General features: G+C 37.7%; 22 protein-coding genes and 2 pseudogenes. 16 read left to right on the top strand and 8 right to left on the bottom strand.

From position 1 onward, the window contains the following. Window positions 1–214: 214 nt before the first annotated feature. From AC6H0A_RS01950 to tnpA, 16 genes are all read left to right on the top strand, one after another. Window positions 215–343: a PT domain-containing protein gene (locus tag AC6H0A_RS01950; RefSeq protein ID WP_497512318.1), complete on the top strand. Its 129-nt coding sequence runs from the start codon at window positions 215–217 to the stop codon at window positions 341–343. Continuing rightward, window positions 343–1137 (top strand): glycosyltransferase family 2 protein, encoded by a 795-nt coding sequence (locus AC6H0A_RS01945; protein WP_179230874.1) that lies wholly within the window; start codon window positions 343–345, stop codon window positions 1135–1137. Before AC6H0A_RS01950 ends, AC6H0A_RS01945 begins: the two co-directional genes overlap by 1 nt. 102 nt (window positions 1138–1239) lie before the next feature. After that, a complete protein-coding gene (gene trpE, locus AC6H0A_RS01940; RefSeq protein ID WP_005641832.1) occupies window positions 1240–2790 on the top strand; it encodes an anthranilate synthase component I in 1551 nt (516 codons plus the stop codon). A 12-nt stretch (window positions 2791–2802) separates the two neighbouring features. Continuing rightward, window positions 2803–3384 carry an aminodeoxychorismate/anthranilate synthase component II gene (locus AC6H0A_RS01935; protein ID WP_005641831.1) on the top strand — a complete coding sequence of 194 codons (582 nt, stop codon included), beginning with the start codon at window positions 2803–2805 and terminating at the stop codon, window positions 3382–3384. A gap of 48 nt (window positions 3385–3432) precedes the next feature. Beyond that, window positions 3433–3819 (top strand): tautomerase family protein, encoded by a 387-nt coding sequence (locus AC6H0A_RS01930; RefSeq protein ID WP_005641829.1) that lies wholly within the window; start codon window positions 3433–3435, stop codon window positions 3817–3819. A gap of 52 nt (window positions 3820–3871) precedes the next feature. Then, entirely contained in the window at window positions 3872–4873 is a 1002-nt protein-coding gene (gene trpD / locus AC6H0A_RS01925) for an anthranilate phosphoribosyltransferase (protein WP_005641827.1), read from the top strand. Between the two features lie 193 nt (window positions 4874–5066). Further along, window positions 5067–5384 carry a hypothetical protein gene (locus AC6H0A_RS01920; RefSeq protein WP_044232866.1) on the top strand — a complete coding sequence of 106 codons (318 nt, stop codon included), beginning with the start codon at window positions 5067–5069 and terminating at the stop codon, window positions 5382–5384. Window positions 5385–5394: 10 nt separating this feature from the next. Continuing rightward, complete coding sequence (gene trpCF, locus AC6H0A_RS01915; RefSeq protein ID WP_005641825.1) at window positions 5395–6828, top strand: bifunctional indole-3-glycerol-phosphate synthase TrpC/phosphoribosylanthranilate isomerase TrpF; 1434 nt, start codon at window positions 5395–5397, stop codon at window positions 6826–6828. A 209-nt stretch (window positions 6829–7037) separates the two neighbouring features. Beyond that, window positions 7038–8183 carry a hydrogenase 2 small subunit gene (gene hybO, locus AC6H0A_RS01910; RefSeq protein WP_005641824.1) on the top strand — a complete coding sequence of 382 codons (1146 nt, stop codon included), beginning with the start codon at window positions 7038–7040 and terminating at the stop codon, window positions 8181–8183. A 2-nt stretch (window positions 8184–8185) separates the two neighbouring features. Then, the gene (gene hybA / locus AC6H0A_RS01905; protein WP_005636015.1) at window positions 8186–9226 is read left to right on the top strand and encodes a hydrogenase 2 operon protein HybA; all 1041 of its coding nucleotides are present in this window, start codon (window positions 8186–8188) and stop codon (window positions 9224–9226) included. Further along, entirely contained in the window at window positions 9219–10445 is a 1227-nt protein-coding gene (hybB, locus tag AC6H0A_RS01900) for a Ni/Fe-hydrogenase cytochrome b subunit (RefSeq protein WP_005641821.1), read from the top strand. Before hybA ends, hybB begins: the two co-directional genes overlap by 8 nt. Further along, window positions 10445–12154, top strand: a complete 1710-nt coding sequence (gene hybC / locus AC6H0A_RS01895; RefSeq protein ID WP_179231039.1) for a hydrogenase 2 large subunit — start codon at window positions 10445–10447, stop codon at window positions 12152–12154. Before hybB ends, hybC begins: the two co-directional genes overlap by 1 nt. Beyond that, complete coding sequence (locus AC6H0A_RS01890; protein ID WP_005641816.1) at window positions 12154–12627, top strand: HyaD/HybD family hydrogenase maturation endopeptidase; 474 nt, start codon at window positions 12154–12156, stop codon at window positions 12625–12627. The genes hybC and AC6H0A_RS01890 overlap by 1 nt, the downstream gene beginning before the upstream one ends. A 90-nt stretch (window positions 12628–12717) precedes the next feature. Further along, the gene (gene hybE, locus AC6H0A_RS01885; protein WP_005641814.1) at window positions 12718–13227 is read left to right on the top strand and encodes a hydrogenase-2 assembly chaperone; all 510 of its coding nucleotides are present in this window, start codon (window positions 12718–12720) and stop codon (window positions 13225–13227) included. A gap of 29 nt (window positions 13228–13256) precedes the next feature. Continuing rightward, window positions 13257–13532 (top strand): hydrogenase maturation factor HybG, encoded by a 276-nt coding sequence (hybG, locus tag AC6H0A_RS01880; RefSeq protein ID WP_005626486.1) that lies wholly within the window; start codon window positions 13257–13259, stop codon window positions 13530–13532. 173 nt (window positions 13533–13705) lie between these two features. Further along, window positions 13706–14170 (top strand): IS200/IS605 family transposase, encoded by a 465-nt coding sequence (gene tnpA / locus AC6H0A_RS01875; protein ID WP_005639541.1) that lies wholly within the window; start codon window positions 13706–13708, stop codon window positions 14168–14170. Window positions 14171–14285: 115 nt separating this feature from the next. On the opposite strand, the gene AC6H0A_RS01870 is transcribed toward tnpA, so the two are convergent. The 8 genes and pseudogenes from AC6H0A_RS01870 to AC6H0A_RS01835 form a co-directional block, all read right to left on the bottom strand. Further along, the gene (locus AC6H0A_RS01870; protein ID WP_070047033.1) at window positions 14286–15101 is read right to left on the bottom strand and encodes a glycosyltransferase family 8 protein; all 816 of its coding nucleotides are present in this window, start codon (window positions 15099–15101) and stop codon (window positions 14286–14288) included. A 168-nt stretch (window positions 15102–15269) separates the two neighbouring features. Then, complete coding sequence (gene valS / locus AC6H0A_RS01865) at window positions 15270–18134, bottom strand: valine--tRNA ligase (protein WP_005642355.1); 2865 nt, start codon at window positions 18132–18134, stop codon at window positions 15270–15272. Between the two features lie 8 nt (window positions 18135–18142). Further along, a complete protein-coding gene (locus AC6H0A_RS01860) occupies window positions 18143–19213 on the bottom strand; it encodes a hypothetical protein (RefSeq protein ID WP_148128120.1) in 1071 nt (356 codons plus the stop codon). Between the two features lie 14 nt (window positions 19214–19227). Further along, complete coding sequence (yqfB, locus tag AC6H0A_RS01855; protein WP_005642357.1) at window positions 19228–19539, bottom strand: N(4)-acetylcytidine aminohydrolase; 312 nt, start codon at window positions 19537–19539, stop codon at window positions 19228–19230. A 231-nt stretch (window positions 19540–19770) separates the two neighbouring features. Then, window positions 19771–20146, bottom strand: a pseudogene (locus AC6H0A_RS01850) (hypothetical protein); the annotation flags it as partial. Beyond that, window positions 20136–20305 (bottom strand): annotated as a pseudogene (locus AC6H0A_RS01845) (hypothetical protein). The pseudogenes AC6H0A_RS01845 and AC6H0A_RS01850, both read right to left, overlap by 11 nt. Window positions 20306–20386: 81 nt before the next feature. Continuing rightward, window positions 20387–20899 carry a hypothetical protein gene (locus AC6H0A_RS01840; protein ID WP_005642359.1) on the bottom strand — a complete coding sequence of 171 codons (513 nt, stop codon included), beginning with the start codon at window positions 20897–20899 and terminating at the stop codon, window positions 20387–20389. Window positions 20900–20914: 15 nt separating this feature from the next. Next, complete coding sequence (locus AC6H0A_RS01835) at window positions 20915–21349, bottom strand: DNA polymerase III subunit chi (RefSeq protein ID WP_005642360.1); 435 nt, start codon at window positions 21347–21349, stop codon at window positions 20915–20917. Between the last annotated feature and the right edge of the window lie 203 nt (window positions 21350–21552).

The following is a 21552-nucleotide window of genomic DNA, read 5'->3' as shown; positions in this document are numbered from 1 at the left end:
ATCTAGCTCAACAAAGCTAGACATATTTAAGAACCAAGTTCTACCTTTCTAAGAACTTGGTTTTTTCATTTTAAATTTTAAATTGAATTTACAAAAAAAAGTGAAAAAAAATCTCATAAGTGCTATTATCCGCAGACTTTATGTTTATCGTTGCATACATTTAAGATCAAAAAAATTAAACGTATATTTGTGTTAATCAAAGGTTATTGTAAAAATGAAAGGGATCTATACTGATGAACCAACCAACCAACCAACCAACCAACCAACCAACCAACCAACCAACCAACCAACCAACCAACCAACCAACCAACCAACCAACCAAATAGTAAAAGTGTTGCGGTAGTGACGTCAACAATTGGTCGCCCAGAATTAGCGTTGGCTATTAAAAGCGTGCAAAATCAAACTTATCCATGTAAGCATTATGTATTTGTCGATGGCAATATTTTCTGGGATAAAACCAAATCTATATTGGAACAATTTCCTGATGTAATTCCTATTTACTTACCAATGAATACAGGAAAAAACGGAATCCTTAACGGAGCCATTAATGCTGCTGCAGCTTTTCTTGTTGAAGAAGACATTATTTGTTATTTAGATGATGACAATCAGTTACGAGAAGATCACGTGGAAAGCTTAGTAAAGGTGATTGAACAAGGTGCTGATTTTGCTTATTCCTTACGATCTTTTTACGATTCAAATCAACAATTTATCTGTCACGACGATTATGAATCTCTCGGTAACTGGACTACAAAAGAAAATATGGTCGTGGATGTTATCCTCGAAAAAGCTCAACAAACATTCGATATTACCCATAATACGCAAAACCTTGTTGATACAAATTGTTACGCTATACCCCGTGAAATTGCCCTAAAAGCTACACATGGCTGGTATACACCAAACATTTGTGATCGAGCCTTTTTCTCAAACTTGAAGAGTCTAGATTTTCAAGGACAAACCTCAGGAAAATATACTGTAAAATACACAGTTGATTTAGATAAAATAATCTCATTCCATAACTTTTTTCCTAGACTAATTTTATCAGATGAAATGAAAAACAAAATTTCTTTGGGTATATTAAAAGAAATGAATCAACAAAATATTGAATACTACGGAGGTCGTCCTTGGGCAAAGGAATAAAAATAAACATTTTTTATCAAAAAACATAAAAAATTAAAATTAGGCTTGACTTATCCTTATCGTACTAGTTTAATAGTACAAAATTTCTAAAAGGATTTCAGTATGCAAACTCAAGCCTTTATTGCGGTAACAGCTCAACCCGTTCCTTATTATGCTGACACGACTGCTATTTTTAATACACTTTGCCAACCTAATTCAAATTCTCTTCTACTCGACTCTGCGGAAATCGGGAGTAAAAACAGTTTACAAAGCCTTATCTTAGTCAATGCTGCGGTTAAAATAACTTGCTTAGCTCACAACGTCACATTCAAAGCTTTAAATGAGAATGGAAAACAAGTTTTAAAAGAAATTCATCCAAAATTAACCGCACTTGGAAAAGTAAGTGCGGTCAATTTTGAAGAAGAATTTTCTACACAATTTTCGCCACTTGATAATCAACTCGATGAAGATAGCAAATTACAATCTGCCACTATTTTTGACGGACTGCGTGTTATTTCTAGTCTTTATCAACATCGCCAAACGCCTATTTTCTTAGGTGGATTGTTTGCTTACGATCTCGTTGCAAATTTCATTCCAATGGATGGCATTACATTGCAAAATGATGGTATCAACTGCCCTGATTACAATTTCTATCTTGCCGAACACCTCATTACCATCGACCATCAAAATCAACAAGCGACACTCAAAAGTTTCTGTTTTGCTCAAGAAGAACAAGTCAATATTGCGAAAACCTCGCTTTCTATCGCGCAAAAACTAAAAAATATTGATAACGTTCTTTCTATTAAAGCGGCAAGTGATGAAGTTAAAACAAACTTTGAAGATCCTGAATTTACCGGCATTGTAAAAGCTTTAAAACACCATATTAACATTGGTGATGTTTTCCAAATTGTGCCCTCTCGTCGTTTCTCCCTTGCTTGCCCGAATACATTAGCTAGTTACGCCCAACTCAAACAAAATAATCCAAGCCCTTATATGTTCTATATGAATGATGAAAACTTTATTTTGTTTGGTGCATCGCCAGAAAGTGCCCTGAAATATGAACCTGAAAATCGTCAGTTAGAAATTTACCCAATCGCAGGTTCACGCCCTCGTGGTTTTGACGCTCATGGCAATATCGATCCTGAATTAGATGCACGTTTAGAACTAGAACTTCGTCTTGATCATAAAGAACAAGCGGAACATTTAATGTTGGTTGATTTAGCCCGTAACGATATTGCTCGAGTTTGCCAAAGCGGTACGCGTAAAGTCGCTGAATTAATGCAAGTGGATCGCTATTCTCACATCATGCATTTGGTCTCTCGCGTAGTGGGTAAATTACGCCCTGAGTTAGATGCACTTCACGCCTATCAAGCCTGTATGAATATGGGCACATTAACTGGTGCACCCAAAATTAAAGCAATGCAGCTTATTTATCAATTTGAGCAACAAAAACGCCATAGTTACGGTGGTGCTGTGGGTTATCTCACGTCCGATGGACATTTTGATACCTGTATCGTGATTCGTTCTGCTTTTGTACAAAATGGCATAGCTCATGTGCAAGCAGGTTGTGGCGAAGTATTGGATTCTGATCCACAAATGGAAGCCGATGAAACACGCCACAAAGCCGCGGCAGTCTTAAAAGCAATTCGTCAAGTTAATACACAAGCAAAATAAGGAAGAATTATTATGGCTAATATTTTATTTTTAGATAACTTCGATTCCTTTACTTACAATCTTGTGGATCAATTTCGTGTATTAGGTCACAACGTCACAATTTACCGCAATGATTGTGATTTAGAAAAACTGGTAGAAACGGCACTCAATACAACTGATACCATTCTTGCACTTTCTCCCGGGCCAGGAACACCATCAGAAGCGGGGATTTTGCTGCCATTAATCGAACGCTTAAAAAATCATGTTCCAATTATTGGTATTTGTTTAGGCCATCAAGCATTGATTCAAGCTTTTGGCGGGAAGGTTGTTCACGCTGGCGAAGTATTACATGGTAAAGTTTCTCGTATCACCCATGATAACGAAGCCATGTTTAAAGATCTTACTAATCCAATGCCAGTAGCGCGTTATCATTCTTTAATGGGACAAGATTTACCAAAAGAATTTATCGTCAATGCGGAATATAATGGCATTATCATGGCAATTCGTCATCGCGATTTACCTATTTGCGCATTCCAATTTCACCCTGAAAGTATTTTAACTGTGCAAGGTTCGCAATTATTACAACAATCCATTGAATGGTTGTTAAATAGATAAGACATCAAAAAGTGCGGTGATTTTTAACCGCACTTTAAAGGAGAAAAAATGATCACCGTATTCGGACTTAAATCCAAACTCGCACCACGTCGTGAACAACTGGCAGAAGTAATTTATAACAACCTCTACCTTGGCTTAGATATTCCAAAAGGCAAACATGCGATTCGCTTTTTGTGTTTAGAAAAAGAAGATTTTTACTACCCTTTTGACCGTAGCGATGATTACACGGTCATCGAAATTAACCTGATGTCTGGTCGTATGGAAGGCACGAAAAAACGCTTGATAAAAATGCTGTTTAGCGAATTGGAGTACAAGCTCGGCATCCGAGCTCACGATGTGGAGATTACGATTAAAGAACAGCCTGCGCATTGCTGGGGATTCCGTGGAATGACAGGCGATGAAGCGCGTGATTTAGATTACGACATTTATGTTTAATAAAATATAAAAAATTAACAAATCCACATACAAATAAAAACAGGAATAGACTATGCAACACAACCAATTATTAGAACAACTTTATAACGGACATTCACTTTCAACTTCAGAAAGTACCGCACTTTTTAATGCAGTCATCCAAGGTGAGCTTTCCAATGAACAAATTGCTGCAATGCTTATCGCTTTAAAAGTGCGGGGAGCAAATACTGAGGAAATTACGGGTGCGGTTGCCGCCTCATTACAAAATGCCAAAGCTTTTCCACATCCAAATTATTCTTTTGCGGATATTGTGGGAACGGGTGGCGATGGACAAAACACCATTAATATTTCCACCGCCAGTGCGATTGTGGCAGCATCAATGGGAGCCAAAGTAGCAAAACATGGCAATCGTAGCGTGTCGAGTAAATCGGGTGCTAGCGATGTGCTCACCGCACTTGGCGTTAATGTGAATGTCACACCAGAGCAAGCTCGACAAGCACTAGATGAAATTGGTGTCTGCTTTTTATTTGCTCAACAATATCATTCTGGCTTCCGCCATGTCGCGCCAGTTCGAGCAGCTTTAAAAACGCGCACTATCTTTAATATTTTAGGGCCGCTTATCAATCCTGCTCGCCCGACTTATCATTTACTTGGCGTATATGCGCCTGAATTAGTAAAAACCTATGCTGAAACCGCAGTTGCCTTAGAACATCAACATTCCTTTGTTGTACATGGTTCTGGCTTAGATGAAGTCGCATTGCACGGAGAAACACAAGTGGCAGAAATTAAAAATAGCAAAATTGAATATTTCACTTTAACACCTGAAGATTTTGGTTTAAAAACACAATCTTTAGAAAGTTTACGTGGTGGCGAACCGCAAGAAAACGCCCAATATCTGACCGCACTTTTACAAGGTAAAGGCAAAGCGGAACATACTAATGCGGTAGCCGCAAATGTAGCATTATTGTTGAAATTATTTGGTCATGATGACTTAAAACAAAATGTTCAAAATGTGTTGGCTCATCTTGCATCAGGCAAAGCGTTTGAGACATTAAAAAATTTAAGTTCATACTAGAAGCAGCATCGAAGAAAATGTTAACTAAAGTTCAATATACTTACATTATTCTTAAATAACTAAATTTATAATTCCTTTTTAACAAATGAGAGAAAAATATATCAATCATTCTAAAGAAAACAAATCTTACTCAATAAAAAACAAATATGTAAGATTGAGTATTATATTAGTGTTTCTAAGCTTTTTCTTGATAATGATGTTTTATTATGAAAAAAATAAGCTTATTTTTTTTACTGCAATATCTTTTTTGCTTTCTATGACTTTACCAGCTTTATCAAAGGTGACTGTATTCAAATTATTTAAAATTAATGATAAGAAAAGTGGAAAAGTTCTTTTAGCTATGCTTTATATTTTTGCTGCTATGCTCCAACTTCATCTTTCATTCAAATTTGATGAACATGACAAATATATACTAGCAGTAGTTATATCCATGCTATATGGGCCAATAATAGCCTATAACCTCTCTCCCATATTGGATATATTCGATGATGAATTAAAAGATTTAAAATAGGTACTTGAATATGATCACGCAAGATTTCACCAAACCAATTGACTCTGCGACGATGCTACAAAAAATCGTCTTAGACAAAGCACAATGGGTTAAAGCAAAGGAAGCTGAATTTCCGCTTTCACAATTTAAAGAAAACATTCAAAAATCTGACCGCTCTTTTTATGATGCGTTGGCTAAAGGCACACATCAAAAACCGGCTTATATTTTGGAATGTAAAAAAGCTTCCCCTTCTAAAGGATTAATTCGTAATGAATTTAATTTAGATGAAATCGCCAATGTGTATAAGCATTACGCCTCAGCTGTTTCGGTGCTAACGGATGAGAAATACTTCCAAGGTAAATTTGACTATTTGCCGCAAGTACGTGACGTTGTCTCACAACCTGTATTGTGCAAAGATTTTATGATCAGCGAATATCAGGTTTATCTTGCGCGCTACTATCAAGCTGATGCTATTTTATTGATGCTTTCAGTGGTGAATGATGAAACCTATCGCGTACTAGCTGATCTGGCGCATTCTCTTGGCATGGGCGTATTGACGGAAACCAGCAACGAAGAAGAGTTTGAGCGAGCCCTTGCATTAGGTGCAAAAATTATCGGCGTTAACAATCGTAATCTTCACGATCTTACCGTTGATTTAAACCGCGTAGTAGAACTTACACAAAAATATGCTGATCGCATTCCTGCTGATGCACGTATTATCAGCGAATCAGGGATTTATAATCACAGTCAAATTCGTGATTTGAAAAAAATGGCACATGGCTTTTTAATCGGCAGTAGCCTAATGGGCAGCGCAGATTTAAACAATGCTGTGCGTGAAGTGATTTTTGGAGAAAATAAAGTATGCGGTTTAACTCGCACGCAAGATGTCAAAGAGGTTTACGCAAATGGAGCATTATACGGTGGTTTAATTTTCGTCGAACATTCAAAACGCTGTGTGAGCCTACGTCAAGCCCAAGAATTAGTGACAGCATCACCACTTCGTTTTGTTGGAGTATTCCAGAATCAAGAAATTGATTTTATTGTAAAAATCGCTAAACAATTGCAGCTTTATGCCGTTCAGCTACACGGTTCAGAAACCGCTGAATTTATTACGGCACTTCGCCATCAACTACCTGAGGATACTCAAATTTGGAAAGCTATTTCAGTAGATACTGAAGCACAAAGTGCGGTTAATTTTACTGATGATTTAAATATCACTCGCTATATTTTCGATAGCCAATCTGCTAATCAACAAGGTGGCACAGGGAAAACTTTTGATTGGTCATTAATTCCTGAACATCTTAAGCACAAGATTATTTTAGCCGGAGGCATCTCACCAAATAATGTGGAACAAGCCATTCAACAAAATTGCTTAGGCTTGGATCTTAATTCTGGAGTAGAAAGTTCTGCGGGCGTAAAAGATCAAGAAAAAATGCGGTTAGTTTTTGAAAAAATTTGTTCTTAATCCAATCTAAGGCTGTGCTCTACAGCCTTTATTTTTGTTCTTTTTCAATCAAATAAGAACTCTTCTCAAATGTAATAACATTCCTTTCACAATTTGGACATATTCTTGCTATAAATTCTTCATTTCATGATTATGATCAAATTTTTTTTGAAGAAAACATTTATCATTGGTCAATTTCCACAATAAATGTGTGTCTTTGGAGTGATACTATGAATAATCTGGATGGCGTTTTTTCTGCATTGGCAGATGTTTCTCGCCGAGATTTTATGAAATTATGTACCGCACTTGCGGCTACGATGGGGCTAAATTCTAAAGCGGGCGCAGAAATGACGGCAGCAATGACCAGTCCAGCACGCCCACCAGTGCTTTGGATTGGTGCGCAAGAATGTACTGGCTGTACCGAATCTTTACTGCGTGCAACCCACCCAACTGTTGAAAATCTCGTGCTAGATTTAATTTCCCTCGAATATCATGAGGTACTTTCTGCCGCATTTGGTGAACAAGCGGAAGAAAATAAACATAATGCTATCCATAACTATTACGGCAAATATGTGCTTGTGGTGGATGGTTCCATTCCAATTAAAGACGGCGGTGTATACTGCATGGTGGCAGGTAAACCAATTGTGGAACATATTCGTGAAGCCGCAAAAGGTGCAGCAGCTATTATTGCAATTGGCTCATGCTCATCTTGGGGCGGTGTTCCATCTTGCGGTGGCAACCCAACAGGTGCGGTCAGTCTTTCTGAAGTTTTACCAAAAGGCACGCCAATTATTAACATTCCAGGCTGTCCTCCTAACCCACATAATTTCTTGGCAACCGTTGCCTATATCATCACTTATAAAAAATTACCTGCAATGGATAAATTAAATCGTCCATTGTTTGCTTATGACCGCCTAATCCATGAAAACTGTTATCGCCGACCGCACTTTGATGCTGGGCGTTTCGCGAAAGAATTTGGCGATTATGGTCATCGTCATGGCTGGTGTTTATACCATTTAGGTTGTAAAGGGCCCGAAACTTACGGCAACTGCTCTACACTAGAATTCTGTGATGTTGGTGGTAATAACTGGCCAGTGGGTATCGGACATCCTTGCTATGGCTGTAACGATCAAGGCATCGGCTTTACCAAAGGCATTTTCCAATTAGCGAACGTTGAAAATCCAACGCCACGCGTGGAAAAACCAGATGTAAACAATGTTGAAGGCGAAGGTGCCTCAATGACGGCGATTGGTCTATTAGGTGGTGCTGCAGCCATTTTAGCGGGCGTCAGCGTTGTAACATTGAAAGAATTGAGCAAACAACATAAAGCGAACAAAGCAGCAGACAAACAAGCCAATCAAGATCAAGGACACTAAAGATGGATAGACGAAATTTCCTAAAAGCAGGTCTGCTGGGAACAGTCACATCAGGTCTGCCCGTAGCAAAAGCTGAAGCGGTGGAAAATCTTCCACCAATTCCTGGCGCACTTGGGATGCTTTATGACTCCACACTTTGCGTTGGCTGTCAGGCTTGTGTCGCAGAATGTCAGCAAGTGAACAAAACTCCTGTCAATCCAAAAGGTGAGCAAACCTGGGCAAACAATGACAAACTCACTCCGTTCACACGCAACGTGATTCAAGTATGGAGCGATGGCGACGGCAAAAATAAAGATAAAACAGAAAACGGTTATGCTTACGTTAAAAAACAATGCATGCACTGTGTTGATCCAAACTGCGTTTCCGTTTGTCCAGTACAGGCTTTAACCAAAGATCCTAAAACAGGTATTGTTAAATACGATCCTGATATTTGTACTGGTTGCCGTTATTGTATGGTGGGCTGTCCATTTGATGTGCCAAAATATGATTACGACAATCCATTTGGTCAAATCAGCAAATGTGAACTTTGCAACCAAAAAGGCGTGGAACGCTTAGATAAAGGTGAATTACCAGGTTGTTGTCATGTTTGCCCAACTGGGGCAATTATTTTTGGTACCCGTGAAGAACTTTTAGCAGAAGCAAAACGTCGTTTAAGTTTATTACGTGGCACGGAATATGACTATCCTCGCCAACACGTAAACAGTAAAGACACTTATCGCGCAACTGTGCCAGCCTATCAATATCGTATTTACGGTGAAAAAGAAGGTGGCGGTACACAAGTATTAGTGTTAAGTGCGGTTCCACAAGAAAATTTAGGTTTCCCTGAGTTAGATGATATTGCTACAGGTGCACGCGCAGCGCATTTACAGCACTTCTTGTATCGAGGTTTGGCATTGCCGCTAGTAGCGTTAGCTGGTTTAACAATGATGACTTATAAGAATATGCACGGCGATAAGATTCGCGAACGAATTGAAGCGCAAAAAGAAGCAATGCGCCAAGCGCGTAAAGAAATGGAAGAAGCGGAGGATGAACATCATGGGTAATCCACGTCCAGTGGGCGGTCGATTAGTTTCCGCCAGTATTCTCTTTTTTGCACCTTTGGCCGTAATTTGTATCTTATTAATTATCAAACGTTTGTTCTTAGGTATCGGTTCCGTCACCGCACTTAACGGCGGTTATCCTTGGGGCTTATGGATTTCTTTTGACTTACTTGTAGGTACAGGTTTTGCCTGTGGTGGCTGGGCATTAGCTTGGACAGTATATATTTTCAACAAAGGGAAATATCACCCTCTTGTACGCCCCGCATTGCTTGCCAGCTTATTCGGCTATTCATTAGGTGGTCTTTCCATCACCATTGATATGGGGCGTTACTGGCACTTGCCTTACTTCTACATTCCTGGTCAATTCAATACAAACTCGGTGTTATTTGAAACCGCATTTTGTATGACGATTTACATCATTGTTGTTACCCTTGAATTTGCACCAGTTTGGCTCGGGTTCTTAGGATTGAAAAAATGGTTCAATAAGCTCAACAAAATTATGTTCTTTGTCATCGCACTTGGCGCACTATTGCCGATGATGCACCAATCATCTATGGGATCATTAATGATCGCAGCAGGTCATAAAGTTCATCAAGTATGGCAAAGCTATGAAGCATTACCAATCTTATCCTTGCTCACCGCATTTATTATGGGCTTTTCTATCGTCATTTTTGAAGGTTCTTTAGTGCGAGCAGGTTTAGCAGGAAAAACACCAGATGAACGCTCACTCTTTACTCAGCTTGCAAAAGTGACCGCGGGATTAATCACACTTTTCCTTGCAGTACGCTTTGGCGAGTTGATTTACCATGGCAAACTCCATTATGTATTCGGATTCGATAAACTTGGCAAATTTGAAGCTTGGATGTTTTGGATGGAAGTATGGTTAATGACATTACCATTACTCACTTTATTCCTTGGTGAAAAAAAATCTGATTCACGTTGGCTATTTATTTCAGCCTTGAGCATGTTACTCGGCGCAGCCCTATGGCGTTTAAATTATTCAATGATTATGTACGATCCAGGTAATGGCTATCGTTACTTCCCATCAGCAGAAGAATTGCTAATTTCTATTGGTTTCGTTTCCATCGAAATTTGCGCCTATATTTTAATAATTCGTCTATTCCCTGTCTTACCAGTGTTGAAAGAAAAACATCATGAAGACTCGGAACAAATTATTGCCGAAAAAGCACAATTCAGTAAAAAAATGAGCGGAGCAGAATAATGACTGAAAAAAAACGTATCTCAATCGACCCTATCACACGCATTGAAGGCCATTTGCGTATCGATTGCGAAATTGAAAATGGCGTAGTTACAAACGCTTGGTCATCAGGCACAATGTGGCGTGGTATGGAAAATATCGTGAAAGGTTCAGATCCGCGTGATGCTTGGATGATTATGCAACGTATTTGTGGCGTTTGTACAACTGTTCACGCCATTATGAGTGTGCGTGCAGTGGAAGATGCTCTAGGTGCCAAAGTGCCAGTGAATGCACAATATATCCGCAATATGATTCTTTCTGCTCATAGCATGCACGACCATATCGTTCATTTTTATCAACTTTCTGCGATGGACTGGGTGGATATCACTGCGGCACTGAACGCTGATCCCGATAAAGCTGCTGAAATGCTTAAAGGTGTTTCAACATGGGGACTAAATAGTGCAAATGAATTCCGCAACATCCAAAATAAAATCAAATCTTTAGTTGAAAGCGGTCAGCTTGGTATTTTTGCCAACGGTTATTTCGGCCACCCTGCCATGAAATTACCGCCAGAAGTAAACCTAATCGCGGTAGCTCACTACTTACAAGCACTTGAATGTCAGCGTGATTGTAACCGTATTGTGGCATTACTCGGCGGAAAAACTCCGCACATTCAAAACCTAGCAATTGGTGGCGTAGCAAATCCAATCAACTTAGACTCTCAATCAGTATTAAACTTAGAACGTTTAATGTTTGTAAAATCCTGTATTGATCGTTTAAATGACTTCGTGACCCAAGTTTATCGTGTTGATGCGGCTATCATTGCGGCTTATTACCCTGAATGGCTCAATCTTGGTAAAACATCAGGTAACTACCTTTCTGTACCTGAATATCCAATTGATGGTGATAATTCTAAATTTGTTCTAACGGGTGGCTATATTGAAAACTTTGATATTTCAACCTTCCGTCCAATTACGCAACAAAAAGATGAATTTGTTGTGAAAGGCATTAAAGAAAGTGGTAAACATGCTTGGTATGAAGACGATGAACCGCTTGAACCTTGGGCTGGTTTAACACGTCCGAAATATACAGGCTGGCAAGATGAAGGCAAATATTCATGGGTTAAAGCGCCAAGTTTCTACGGGAAAGTTGTTGAAGTGGGTCCGCTTGCCTATTTAATGTGTAACTTAGCCAATGAAAACAAAGATACATTACATCACTTTAACCATATTAAAGAGTTGTATGAAAAACTAAGCGGCAATACCTTATCTGTTGACCATTTACACTCAACCTTAGGGCGCATTATTGCTCGTACCGTACATTGTTGCGTGCTAAATAATATTCTTGAACAACAATGGAAACTACTTGTTGATAATATTGGCACTGGTGATACCGTTGCTTATCTCAAAACAGACATTCCACAAACAGGTGAGTTTAAAGGTGTTGGATTTGGTGAAGTACCTCGTGGCATGCTCTCTCACTGGGTTGTCGTTAAAAATGGCAAAATCGAAAATTATCAAGCCGTTGTGCCATCGACTTGGAATGCAGGCCCTCGTAATCAAAATGATGAAATGGGACCTTATGAGCTTTCCATCATCGGTACACCTGTCGCAGATCCGACAAAACCATTAGAAGTTGTACGCACCATCCACTCTTTCGACCCTTGCATGTCATGCGCAGTGCATGTTGTGAACACAGAAAATGGTGAAGTCACACAAGTGAAGGTGCTCTAATGAAGCCATTAATCTTAGGCGTCGGTAATATTTTACTCGGCGATGAAGGCGTGGGCGTACGAATCGCCCAAGCCCTAGAAAATCTCTCTGAAATTTTACCGCACTTTGATGTGGTTGACGGTGGCACTTGCGGCATGGAATTATTGGATGAAATGGCAAATCGTGAGCATATCATCATCATTGATGCTGTACTCGCCAATAAACAGCCAGGAGACATCATTGTGCTTCATGATGAGCAAGTGCCAGTATTTTTCTCGCGTAAAATTTCACCACACCAACTTGGTATTTGCGATGTGCTTTCTGCGTTAAAATTAACCGATGAATTCCCTAAAAACCTATGTTTAATTGGGATTCAACCAGAAACTTTTGAGCCGCATATTGCATTAAGTGAAACAATTCAAAAACAATTTCCAAAAATTTTTAAAACATTACAAAACGTTTTGAAAGAGTATGGATTTCATATTCAAATGTAGATGAAAAATAACAGATTTCACGTACTCAATATTTGCTCTTATGGTATGTGTGAATTGTTGAAATTCACCTCGCTGTAAATTTTAATAATTATGTATCGACACGAAAAAACACCAGAAAATACCACCGCACTTGAAGGTGTCATTCAAGGCTTCGCCGAAGATCCATCTTCAATCTTCCAAAACGAAATGCGAAAAGTTGCAGGAGAAATGAAAGATCTTCCTTTCTATCGAAAAGGTATCAACTGCTATTGCCCTAAATTTATACTTTTTGAAAACCAATGGATAGGTACAGTTGTGACACCTTGGATGTTGAGTATTGTCATTTTGCCAGGCAAAGATCAAGAATGGGAACCGCGCGAAATTGGCGATAAACTTTCAGTACAACTACCCTATAAAACTTTCACTTTCACAGTGAGTAGTTTAGAAAATATTCCACAATATCTTAGTTGCTCCCTTCATTCTCCGATTGATCCTGCCATGACAAATACTCAAGCAGCTCAACTCGCGCAAGATTGCCTCAGAATGATTTTATCTATGCCAACAAAAGCAACAACTTTTGATCCAAATCGACGTAACTTATTCCGCGCGATAGTAAAATAGACACAAATTTCAATAGGAGTGAAAGTATTATGTGTTTAGGTGTTCCAGGCCAAATTGTTAAGATTGGCGAAAGCGCTCTTCAACTTGCCACAGTAGATGTATGCGGCGTACAACGCGATGTGAATATTTCTCTAGTCTGCACTGGAGATCCTGCCGATTTACTTGGCAAATGGGTGCTCGTTCATGTAGGCTTTGCAATGAGTGTTATTGATGAAGATGAAGCGAAGAAAACTCAAGAAGCCCTACTCGCTATGAGTCAACTAGAGCACGAAGTTGGGGATTTTTTAGGGTTAAATCAAAAATAGTAAAATAGTCGTTCTAATTGAACGACTATTTTATTATAGCCATCCAAAAGTCTGGCTATAAAAACCATACGCTATGCGTATGGAGCCAAATAGCTTAAGCGATGAACAGAAAAAATCCTCGCTATATAATGAACAAAGCTGACAACCAAAATTCAACATATAGGAGGATTATCATGGTAAGTAAAACCAGTGACGATTCAAGTCTATCACACACAAAATGGAACTGTAAGTATCACATTGTATTTATCCCGAAGTATAGAAGAAAAGCAATTTATGGAAAGTTAAGAGCAGATATAGGTCAAATATTGAGGCAGTTATGTGACTATAAAAATGTGGAGATAATAGAAGCGCATGCAATGCCAGACCATATCCATATGCTCTTAAAAATCCCAGCTAAAATATCAGTATCAGGTTTTATGGGCTATCTGAAGGGGAAGTCAGCGCTGATGATTTTTGAAAGACACGCGAACTTAAAATATAGATATGGAAATAGGCATTTCTGGGCGAAAGGATTTTTTGTAAGCACAGTAGGGTTAAATACAAAAGTGGTAGAGGATTATATAAGAAACCAAGAAAAAGAAGATATGGTTCAAGATAATTTATCAACGAAAGAACATGTTGACCCCTTTAAGGGGTAATCAAGGAAATAATTAGACGCGGTTGTCAGTTCTCACAAGCCCCTTGAGGGGCTTGTGAAGTATAGGTCCTTATAGGGGAGCCTAAAAACCGCACGTTTTACGTGCGGATTGTTATTTATATGCTATTCCAATCTAAATTCTGATAAAAAATATAATTATCTTTATAAAATTTGGGGAAATCTTCATGATCTTCGTTTAACCAAGGTTTAAACTTTCCTGTGTAATGAATAATATTTGGCACAAAAGTAAAATGAGGACTTAAATCTATATCAGCCTCTCTCAATCTATCTTCTAACAAACCCACTTGAAAATTAAATCCAATAGGTAATAGTTTAATTAATTCCTTACTTAAGCTAAAATTAATTGTGTCTTGATCACCATATGCAAATTTCTTACCATATTTTAATGCGCCATCAATAAAATATTTATCAACATTTAATTCACGCCATTTATTTAAATTAATTAGCATCACACCAGAATTAATATACTGTTGTTTATCAAAATACTTATGGAACCAATGGAATTCCATACCATAATCAGTAACAGCACCCAATAAATAATTATCTATGTCAATATTCCAAAGTTCATCTATTGGCTTATTAATAATTACATCTACATCTAAATAAATAACTTTTTCTAGATTTTTTGGGAGTAAACGATGAACAAACAATCGAACTAAAGAAAACGCTCCAATATGATCTGGAGATCCTACTGTTGGAAATACAATTAACTTATTAACATCTTCAATATAAAAGTCATGCAGAGAGTTGCCTCGATGAGCTAAATGCTGCCCGACTCTCGTTAATTCAGCTCTTGAAATACCATCATGAATAATATAAATATTCACATTATGATGGTGATAGTGCACTGACTTCAGAGCCACTTCTAAATAACTAGAATAATTTTTATCTAGTACAAATACAATATTCATTAATTAAAAACCTTAATATAGAAAATAAAATCCTTTTTCCTTTCCAGTATATATTAGATTGCTATCAAGTTATTCTATACCCAATTTTTCTGGTTTATCAGAAAATACTTAACAAAACAAAGAAAAAAATAAAAACGTCAGATTAAACCGACGTTTTTATGATTGAAATTAAAGTGCTTCAATCGCTTTATACTGCTCTTGTATTTTTTCTAATCCTGATTGGTATTCCGCTTGTTTTTCACGTTCTTTGGCAATCACCGCTTCTGGTGCTTTAGCCACGAAAGCTTCATTGCTGAGTTTATTCTCGATACGTTTAACTTCATTTTGATATTTTTCAATCTCTTTAGTTAAACGAGCAAGCTCTGCTTCTTTATTGATAAAGCCAGCCATTGGTACGAGTAATTCAGCATTGCCAACGAGTTTCGCTACCGCAAGTGGTGCGGTTTCGTTTACCGCTAACACTTGAACGTTATCTAATTTCGCCATCGCTTTTAAAAGAGCGGTCTGTTTTTCAAGAATTTTTGCGTTTTCTGCACTTAAATTACGGAATAACAGATCTAAGCCTTTGCTTGGTGCGATATTACTTTCTGCTCGAATATTACGTACCGCAACGATCACTTCTTTTAACCACTCAATTTCAGCTTCTGCTTCTGGATCAAAGCCGTTCTCTTCCACTTGTGGGAAAGGTTGCAACATAATGCTGTCAGCCGTAATGCCGACAAAACCTTTCACTTTTTGCCAAATTTCTTCGGTAATAAATGGAATAAGCGGATGTGCTAAACGTAATAATTTTTCTAATACGTGAACCAAAGTTTGGCTTGCTGCACGAATTTGTGCTGCATTACCGTTTGCAAATACTGGTTTAGTCAATTCTAAATACCAGTCGCAGAATTGGTTCCAGGTAAATTCATAAATTGCATTCGCACAAAGATCGAAACGATATTGGCTTAATGAATTACGGAAAGTTTCCACTGTGCGATTAAATTCCGATTGAATCCAACGGTCTGCCACGGAAAATTCAATTTCGCCTTGACTTAAATCTAATTTGTCATTGGTAAGCACGAAACGGCTTGCATTCCATAATTTATTGCAGAAGTTACGGTAACCTTCTAAACGTTTCATATCCCAGTTGATATCACGACCATTTGAAGCCAACGCAGCTAATGTAAAACGCAATGCGTCTGTACCGTGAGCAGCAATGCCGTCCGCAAATTCTTTACGGGTTGCTTTGGCAATTTTCTCTGCTAATTGTGGCTGCATCATGTTGCCAGTGCGTTTTTCAAGTAAATCTTCAAGGCTGATACCGTCAATCATATCGATTGGGTCAAGTACGTTACCTTTTGATTTAGACATTTTTTGACCTTGCTCATCACGGATCAAGCCTGTTACATACACGGTTTTAAATGGTACTTGTGGTTTGCCATTTTCATCTTTCACAAAGTGCATCGTAAACATAATCATACGCGCAACCCAGAAGAAGATGATGTCGAAGCCAGTGATTAACACATCCGTTGGATGGAACATTTTGAGTTCTTTGGTTTGCTCTGGCCAACCCAAGGTAGAGAACGTCCACAAGCCTGATGAGAACCACGTGTCTAACACGTCTTCATCTTGTTTGAGTTCAACCGCAGAATCTAAGCTATATTTTGACCGCACTTCTTCTTCGTTACGCGCGACATACACGTTGCCCTCTGCGTCATACCACGCTGGAATACGGTGTCCCCACCAAAGTTGGCGCGAGATACACCAATCTTGAATATCACGCATCCAAGAGAAGTAAAGGTTTTCATATTGTTTCGGCACGAATTGGATTTCGCCGTCTTCCACCGCTTTAATCGCCACATCAGCAAGCGGTTTCACGCTCACATACCATTGGTCGGTTAGCATCGGCTCAATCGGCACACCGCCACGGTCACCATAAGGGACTTTCAAATCGTGTGGTTTAATTTCATCTAATAAACCGAGTGCTTCAAAATCTGCCACGATTTTCTTACGTGCAATAAAACGCTCTAAGCCACGGTAATCAGCTGGAATAATCGCTTCATAGCCAGTAAGTGGTTTGCCATCAGTACCGATAATTTCGGCTTCATCACGAATATCGGCATTTAAAGTTAACACATTAACCATCGGCAAGCTGTGACGTTTACCTACTTCGTAGTCGTTAAAGTCGTGCGCAGGGGTAATTTTCACCACACCTGTACCGAATTCACGATCGACGTATTCATCGGCAATAATCGGAATTTCACGGTTTGCTAAAGGTAGAACTACGGTTTTACCAATTAAAGATTGGTAACGTTCATCTTCTGGATGCACCGCTACCGCTGTATCGCCTAACATGGTTTCTGGACGGGTAGTTGCCACCACTAAATAATCTTTGCCATCCGCCGTTTTTGCACCGTTTGCTAACGGATAGCGGAAGTGCCAAAGGGAACCTTTGCTTTCTTTGTTTTCCACTTCTAAATCAGAAATCGCAGTGTGAAGTTTTGGATCCCAGTTTACTAAGCGTTTGCCGCGGTAAATCAAACCTTCCTCGTGCAAGCGAACGAACACTTCTTTTACCGCATTAGATAAACCATCGTCCATAGTGAAACGCTCACGTTCCCAGTCGATTGAGTTACCTAAACGACGCATTTGTTGGCTGATTGTGCCACCTGAATAGGCTTTCCAATCCCAGATTTTGTTGATGAACGCTTCACGACCATAATCGTGGCGAGTTTTGCTTTCTTCTGCGGCAATTTTACGTTCCACCACCATTTGGGTCGCAATCCCCGCGTGGTCTGTCCCCGCTTGCCATAAGGTGTTATGCCCTTCCATACGGTTAAAACGGATTAAAGTATCCATTAAGGTCTGTTGGAAAGCGTGCCCCATGTGTAGGGAACCCGTTACGTTCGGTGGCGGAATCGCTATGCAATAACTCGGCGCATGTTTATTTTCAGACGGTTTAAAATAACCGCTCTCTTCCCAATGTTGATAGATGGCTTGTTCTACCGTAGACGGATTAAAACGGTCTGCCATTTCGAATTTTTGTGTCATTGTTTTCTCTATTTTGTTAATTTCGAACCTAAATTTTTTAAATTATCCGCTATTTCATCAGACTTAACGAAAGCTGAATCTAAATATCGTTCCTTCATGATCTTCATTAAATCATAAATACTAATTTCTTTGATTAAAATATCTGGAGACTGTTTATCTTCTATTAGTCTCGTTTCCCCTTTAGTTATGATCCAAATTTGTTTATCTGCGTTGTCATTGAATGAAATAGTTTGCTTTACTATTTTTCCGCTATATGTAGAACCAAAATTATAATTAATATTTGTAGAACTTCTTATTATTTGAGCCTCATAATTATTAATTTGAGTCATTTTTTCTTGTTCCCACACAGATGTAGGTTTTAAAGTACAATCATAAATAACTTCTAATCTATGTCCATTTGTTGATACACTTGATACTTTAAATATACCATCGGCTCTTCCCCCTGAATTATTCCTTGGGACAGCATAAATCTCTGGAATTCCTAGAGATTTTAATATAAAGAAGGTAAAATCTTCGAAATCAGATCCTCTATAAATTTTTTCTAAACTTAATTCTAAATTAGTAAAAAATACCTCAGTTAGTATTTTTGTATCTAATTCTTCTTTTATTAAATTATCTTTAATCTCGTTTTTTTTAATCAATTTTAATTCGTTAGCAAAGCATTTATCATTAACAAATTTAGGAATAAAACTAACAGAATCTCCTTCTTTTAATCCGTTAACTTCATCTGCTAATAATGAATGTTTATACGAATCTTTCTTACAAAAGAAATCATTTTCTTGTTTCTCATTAACTTTATTAATTATAACGTCACCATTGTCTAGTATTTTCTTTATAGTTGATTCTAAGCGTTTCTCAGCAAGTTCTATATTATTAGCAAAAGCTCCTTTTTCTGTAATATTAGGTATAAATCTAACTAATGATCCTTCTGCTAAAGATTTTATTTCTTTCTCAAGTAGAGTTTCAGCATAGGAGGATTTTTTGCATAAAAAATCCCTTGATTGATTCTTATCTATTTTGTTAATAATAAGATCACCATTATCAAGAACTTGTTTTATTGTTGATTCAATTTTATTCATAACATATCCTTTCATCATGCCAAATTAAATTTGATTACATAAAATAGCTCCTCATTCGGATAAATCCCCCGAATCACTTCTTTCAATTCTTCCAACCCCATATTCTCCTGCTTCGCGTGCTGTTCCGTCAATTCATCCAAAGTAATCGGCGACACACTTAACACTTCAATCGTGCAGAAATATTGATTATCTTCAAATCGACCAACACGTAAAATATCACCTGCTTTAAAATAGCTTTCGGGTTTATCCCGAATGGTAATCGTTTTACGCCCTGCGAGAATATCGGCTTCGAAGCGTTGGTAAAAAGTGATGTCATTTGGTTGCATTTTGATCCTTAAAGAGCGGTTGGGTTTTAGAAAGTTTTTACAAATCCTAGATTTCTCAAATTATTCAATATTTTTTCACACCAACTTGGTAAAATTCACTAAATTGAGTAATGCAGTTATCTTTTAGTTGAAAAATCAATTCAGGCGCAATGCTAGAGTTAGCATAAATAAAAATTTCATCATAATATGGCAAAACACGAAATAAATTATCTAAACTAATTTGGTAACGATTTTTACAACATCTTCAGCAATAAAATGCCCGCCAGATTTAACTCTTGCCTTAACACGTGCAAGATTTATTTCAACGCTATTAACGCCAATATAATTTAAATGTACATAAAAGCCATTTTCTTTCGCCGTTTTCATTCTTTGAATAATTGAATTACCTGAAAATGTCGATTCCATGGAAAAATCAATATGTTAAACGAAATAGCCCTATCGCTTTTCTGCCTGCATCAATATCAGCAAGTCTTGGATTTTGAGGATTAATCTGCATTGCAATATGATCAGAATCAATCACAATTTGCACAGCATCTTGATTAAAAGAACGTAAAGTATTTTTTCCCGAACCATTTGTTCCACAATAAAAAATCGCTTTATTTTGCATAACCCACAATTTTTCCGAACCATCCGGATAATGCTCGACTATCTTGCCATCAGTTTTTTGAAAGGTAACCACCTCGTGATTCATTTTCTCTTTCATCCAAACTGAAAATAACGCTTTAAGTTGTTTCTGTTGTTGAATAATTTTCTCACGTTCAGTCATCAATTATCCCCTTTAGCTAATTTAACCAAATTCATTTTTAACTCACAGAATAACACTTAAATTTTAGAAAATTTTATAAAACTATCTCAATTCTTTCTTTAAACGATCAATTTCATTTAATAAGCGATACTCTTCTTGATGGCAAAAACTCTCAGAACCCAGTTTTTCCCCCTCGCTAGTACAACGAACTTGCTGATATTGTTGTTCTAGTATTTGTAATATTTTTCGTTTTTCTGTATTTGGATCATTCTTCTGCTTTATTTTAGCTGGAGCTGACGATACTTTAGATGAAACTTGAGCTTCTTGCGTTTTTTGTTGAGTAGTCATCTCTACTGTTTTTTCAGCTTCAACCATTTTTTCTTGTTCAACGACTTCAGATTTCTGATCTACTACAGAAGTTTTCTCTTTATTTTCCTCTAAAAGAATTGCTTCCTTTTTAACATCCTGTTTTGTGGCTTGTTGAGTTGCTTCAACTTTAGGGGTTGATTCAACTTTAGGTGTAGCTTCAACTTTATTTTCTTGTTTCTCACAAGCTGAAATCATCAATACAGCCGTTCCTAATAATAAACTTAAGCAAAATTTGGTTTTCTTCATAATTACTCCATTCTGTTATGCTATATTTTCTGTAGAAAGTACCCATCCCAAGGTTCTTAACTTTTTATAGCGTTCTCGAGCTTGTGTTTTTAAAGCATCATCTTTCGGTACAAAATCAATAATTTGGGTAAAACTATGACTAAAATCAGGGATTCCTTGTTGCAAATTAATTAACACATCACGGCGTTGTAAATTTCGTTTTCCAAGCCATGAAATCTCAATCGGTGTGGGATATTGTGTTGCCTCACCCGATAAATTATGTGGAACAAATTCATTGGGATCTCGTTGCCACAAACGCTCATCAATTTCTAGCGCTTGAGCCTCACTTTCACAGCTAATCAATACTTTTTTCCCTGAGCGCCATATTGATGAAGCTAGATTACAGGCTATTTCTTCGACAGTTAACGTACAATCTTCCGTAAGAATATAAAATTGCGCAGTTTTTGCCATTTTAGCCCCGTTATTTTCTCAATCTTGCCCTATATAAAAGGGGTGAAATTTTAACGAAAAAACCCTAAAAAATAAATAATTAAATATACATTATTACAAATGCGTGAAAATCCACCGCACTTTTATGATCTATGTCACAAAACTGATTTTTAACGTTTTTGTTACGTTCCACTCATAACTCGGAAGTGTTAAAATCAATCCAG

It is taken from the genome of Haemophilus sp. THUN1692 (assembly GCF_059704395.1).
Note: the sequence above shows the minus strand (reverse complement) of the source record. Positions and strands in the feature narration are given on the sequence as shown.

Coding starts and splice junctions, on each gene's coding strand:
- hybC (WP_179231039.1), top strand. CDS start 10,445: ATGACTGAAAAAAAACGTATCTCAATCGACCCTATCACACGCATTGAA.
- AC6H0A_RS01930 (WP_005641829.1), top strand. CDS start 3,433: ATGATCACCGTATTCGGACTTAAATCCAAACTCGCACCACGTCGTGAA.
- hybE (WP_005641814.1), top strand. CDS start 12,718: ATGTATCGACACGAAAAAACACCAGAAAATACCACCGCACTTGAAGGT.
- trpCF (WP_005641825.1), top strand. CDS start 5,395: ATGATCACGCAAGATTTCACCAAACCAATTGACTCTGCGACGATGCTA.
- AC6H0A_RS01950 (WP_497512318.1), top strand. CDS start 215: ATGAAAGGGATCTATACTGATGAACCAACCAACCAACCAACCAACCAA.
- hybA (WP_005636015.1), top strand. CDS start 8,186: ATGGATAGACGAAATTTCCTAAAAGCAGGTCTGCTGGGAACAGTCACA.
- hybO (WP_005641824.1), top strand. CDS start 7,038: ATGAATAATCTGGATGGCGTTTTTTCTGCATTGGCAGATGTTTCTCGC.
- AC6H0A_RS01935 (WP_005641831.1), top strand. CDS start 2,803: ATGGCTAATATTTTATTTTTAGATAACTTCGATTCCTTTACTTACAAT.
- hybG (WP_005626486.1), top strand. CDS start 13,257: ATGTGTTTAGGTGTTCCAGGCCAAATTGTTAAGATTGGCGAAAGCGCT.
- AC6H0A_RS01870 (WP_070047033.1), bottom strand. CDS start 15,101: ATGAATATTGTATTTGTACTAGATAAAAATTATTCTAGTTATTTAGAA.
- AC6H0A_RS01920 (WP_044232866.1), top strand. CDS start 5,067: ATGATGTTTTATTATGAAAAAAATAAGCTTATTTTTTTTACTGCAATA.
- valS (WP_005642355.1), bottom strand. CDS start 18,134: ATGACACAAAAATTCGAAATGGCAGACCGTTTTAATCCGTCTACGGTA.
- AC6H0A_RS01840 (WP_005642359.1), bottom strand. CDS start 20,899: ATGAAGAAAACCAAATTTTGCTTAAGTTTATTATTAGGAACGGCTGTA.
- trpD (WP_005641827.1), top strand. CDS start 3,872: ATGCAACACAACCAATTATTAGAACAACTTTATAACGGACATTCACTT.
- AC6H0A_RS01860 (WP_148128120.1), bottom strand. CDS start 19,213: ATGAATAAAATTGAATCAACAATAAAACAAGTTCTTGATAATGGTGAT.
- trpE (WP_005641832.1), top strand. CDS start 1,240: ATGCAAACTCAAGCCTTTATTGCGGTAACAGCTCAACCCGTTCCTTAT.
- hybB (WP_005641821.1), top strand. CDS start 9,219: ATGGGTAATCCACGTCCAGTGGGCGGTCGATTAGTTTCCGCCAGTATT.
- yqfB (WP_005642357.1), bottom strand. CDS start 19,539: ATGCAACCAAATGACATCACTTTTTACCAACGCTTCGAAGCCGATATT.
- tnpA (WP_005639541.1), top strand. CDS start 13,706: ATGGTAAGTAAAACCAGTGACGATTCAAGTCTATCACACACAAAATGG.
- AC6H0A_RS01890 (WP_005641816.1), top strand. CDS start 12,154: ATGAAGCCATTAATCTTAGGCGTCGGTAATATTTTACTCGGCGATGAA.
- AC6H0A_RS01835 (WP_005642360.1), bottom strand. CDS start 21,349: ATGGCAAAAACTGCGCAATTTTATATTCTTACGGAAGATTGTACGTTA.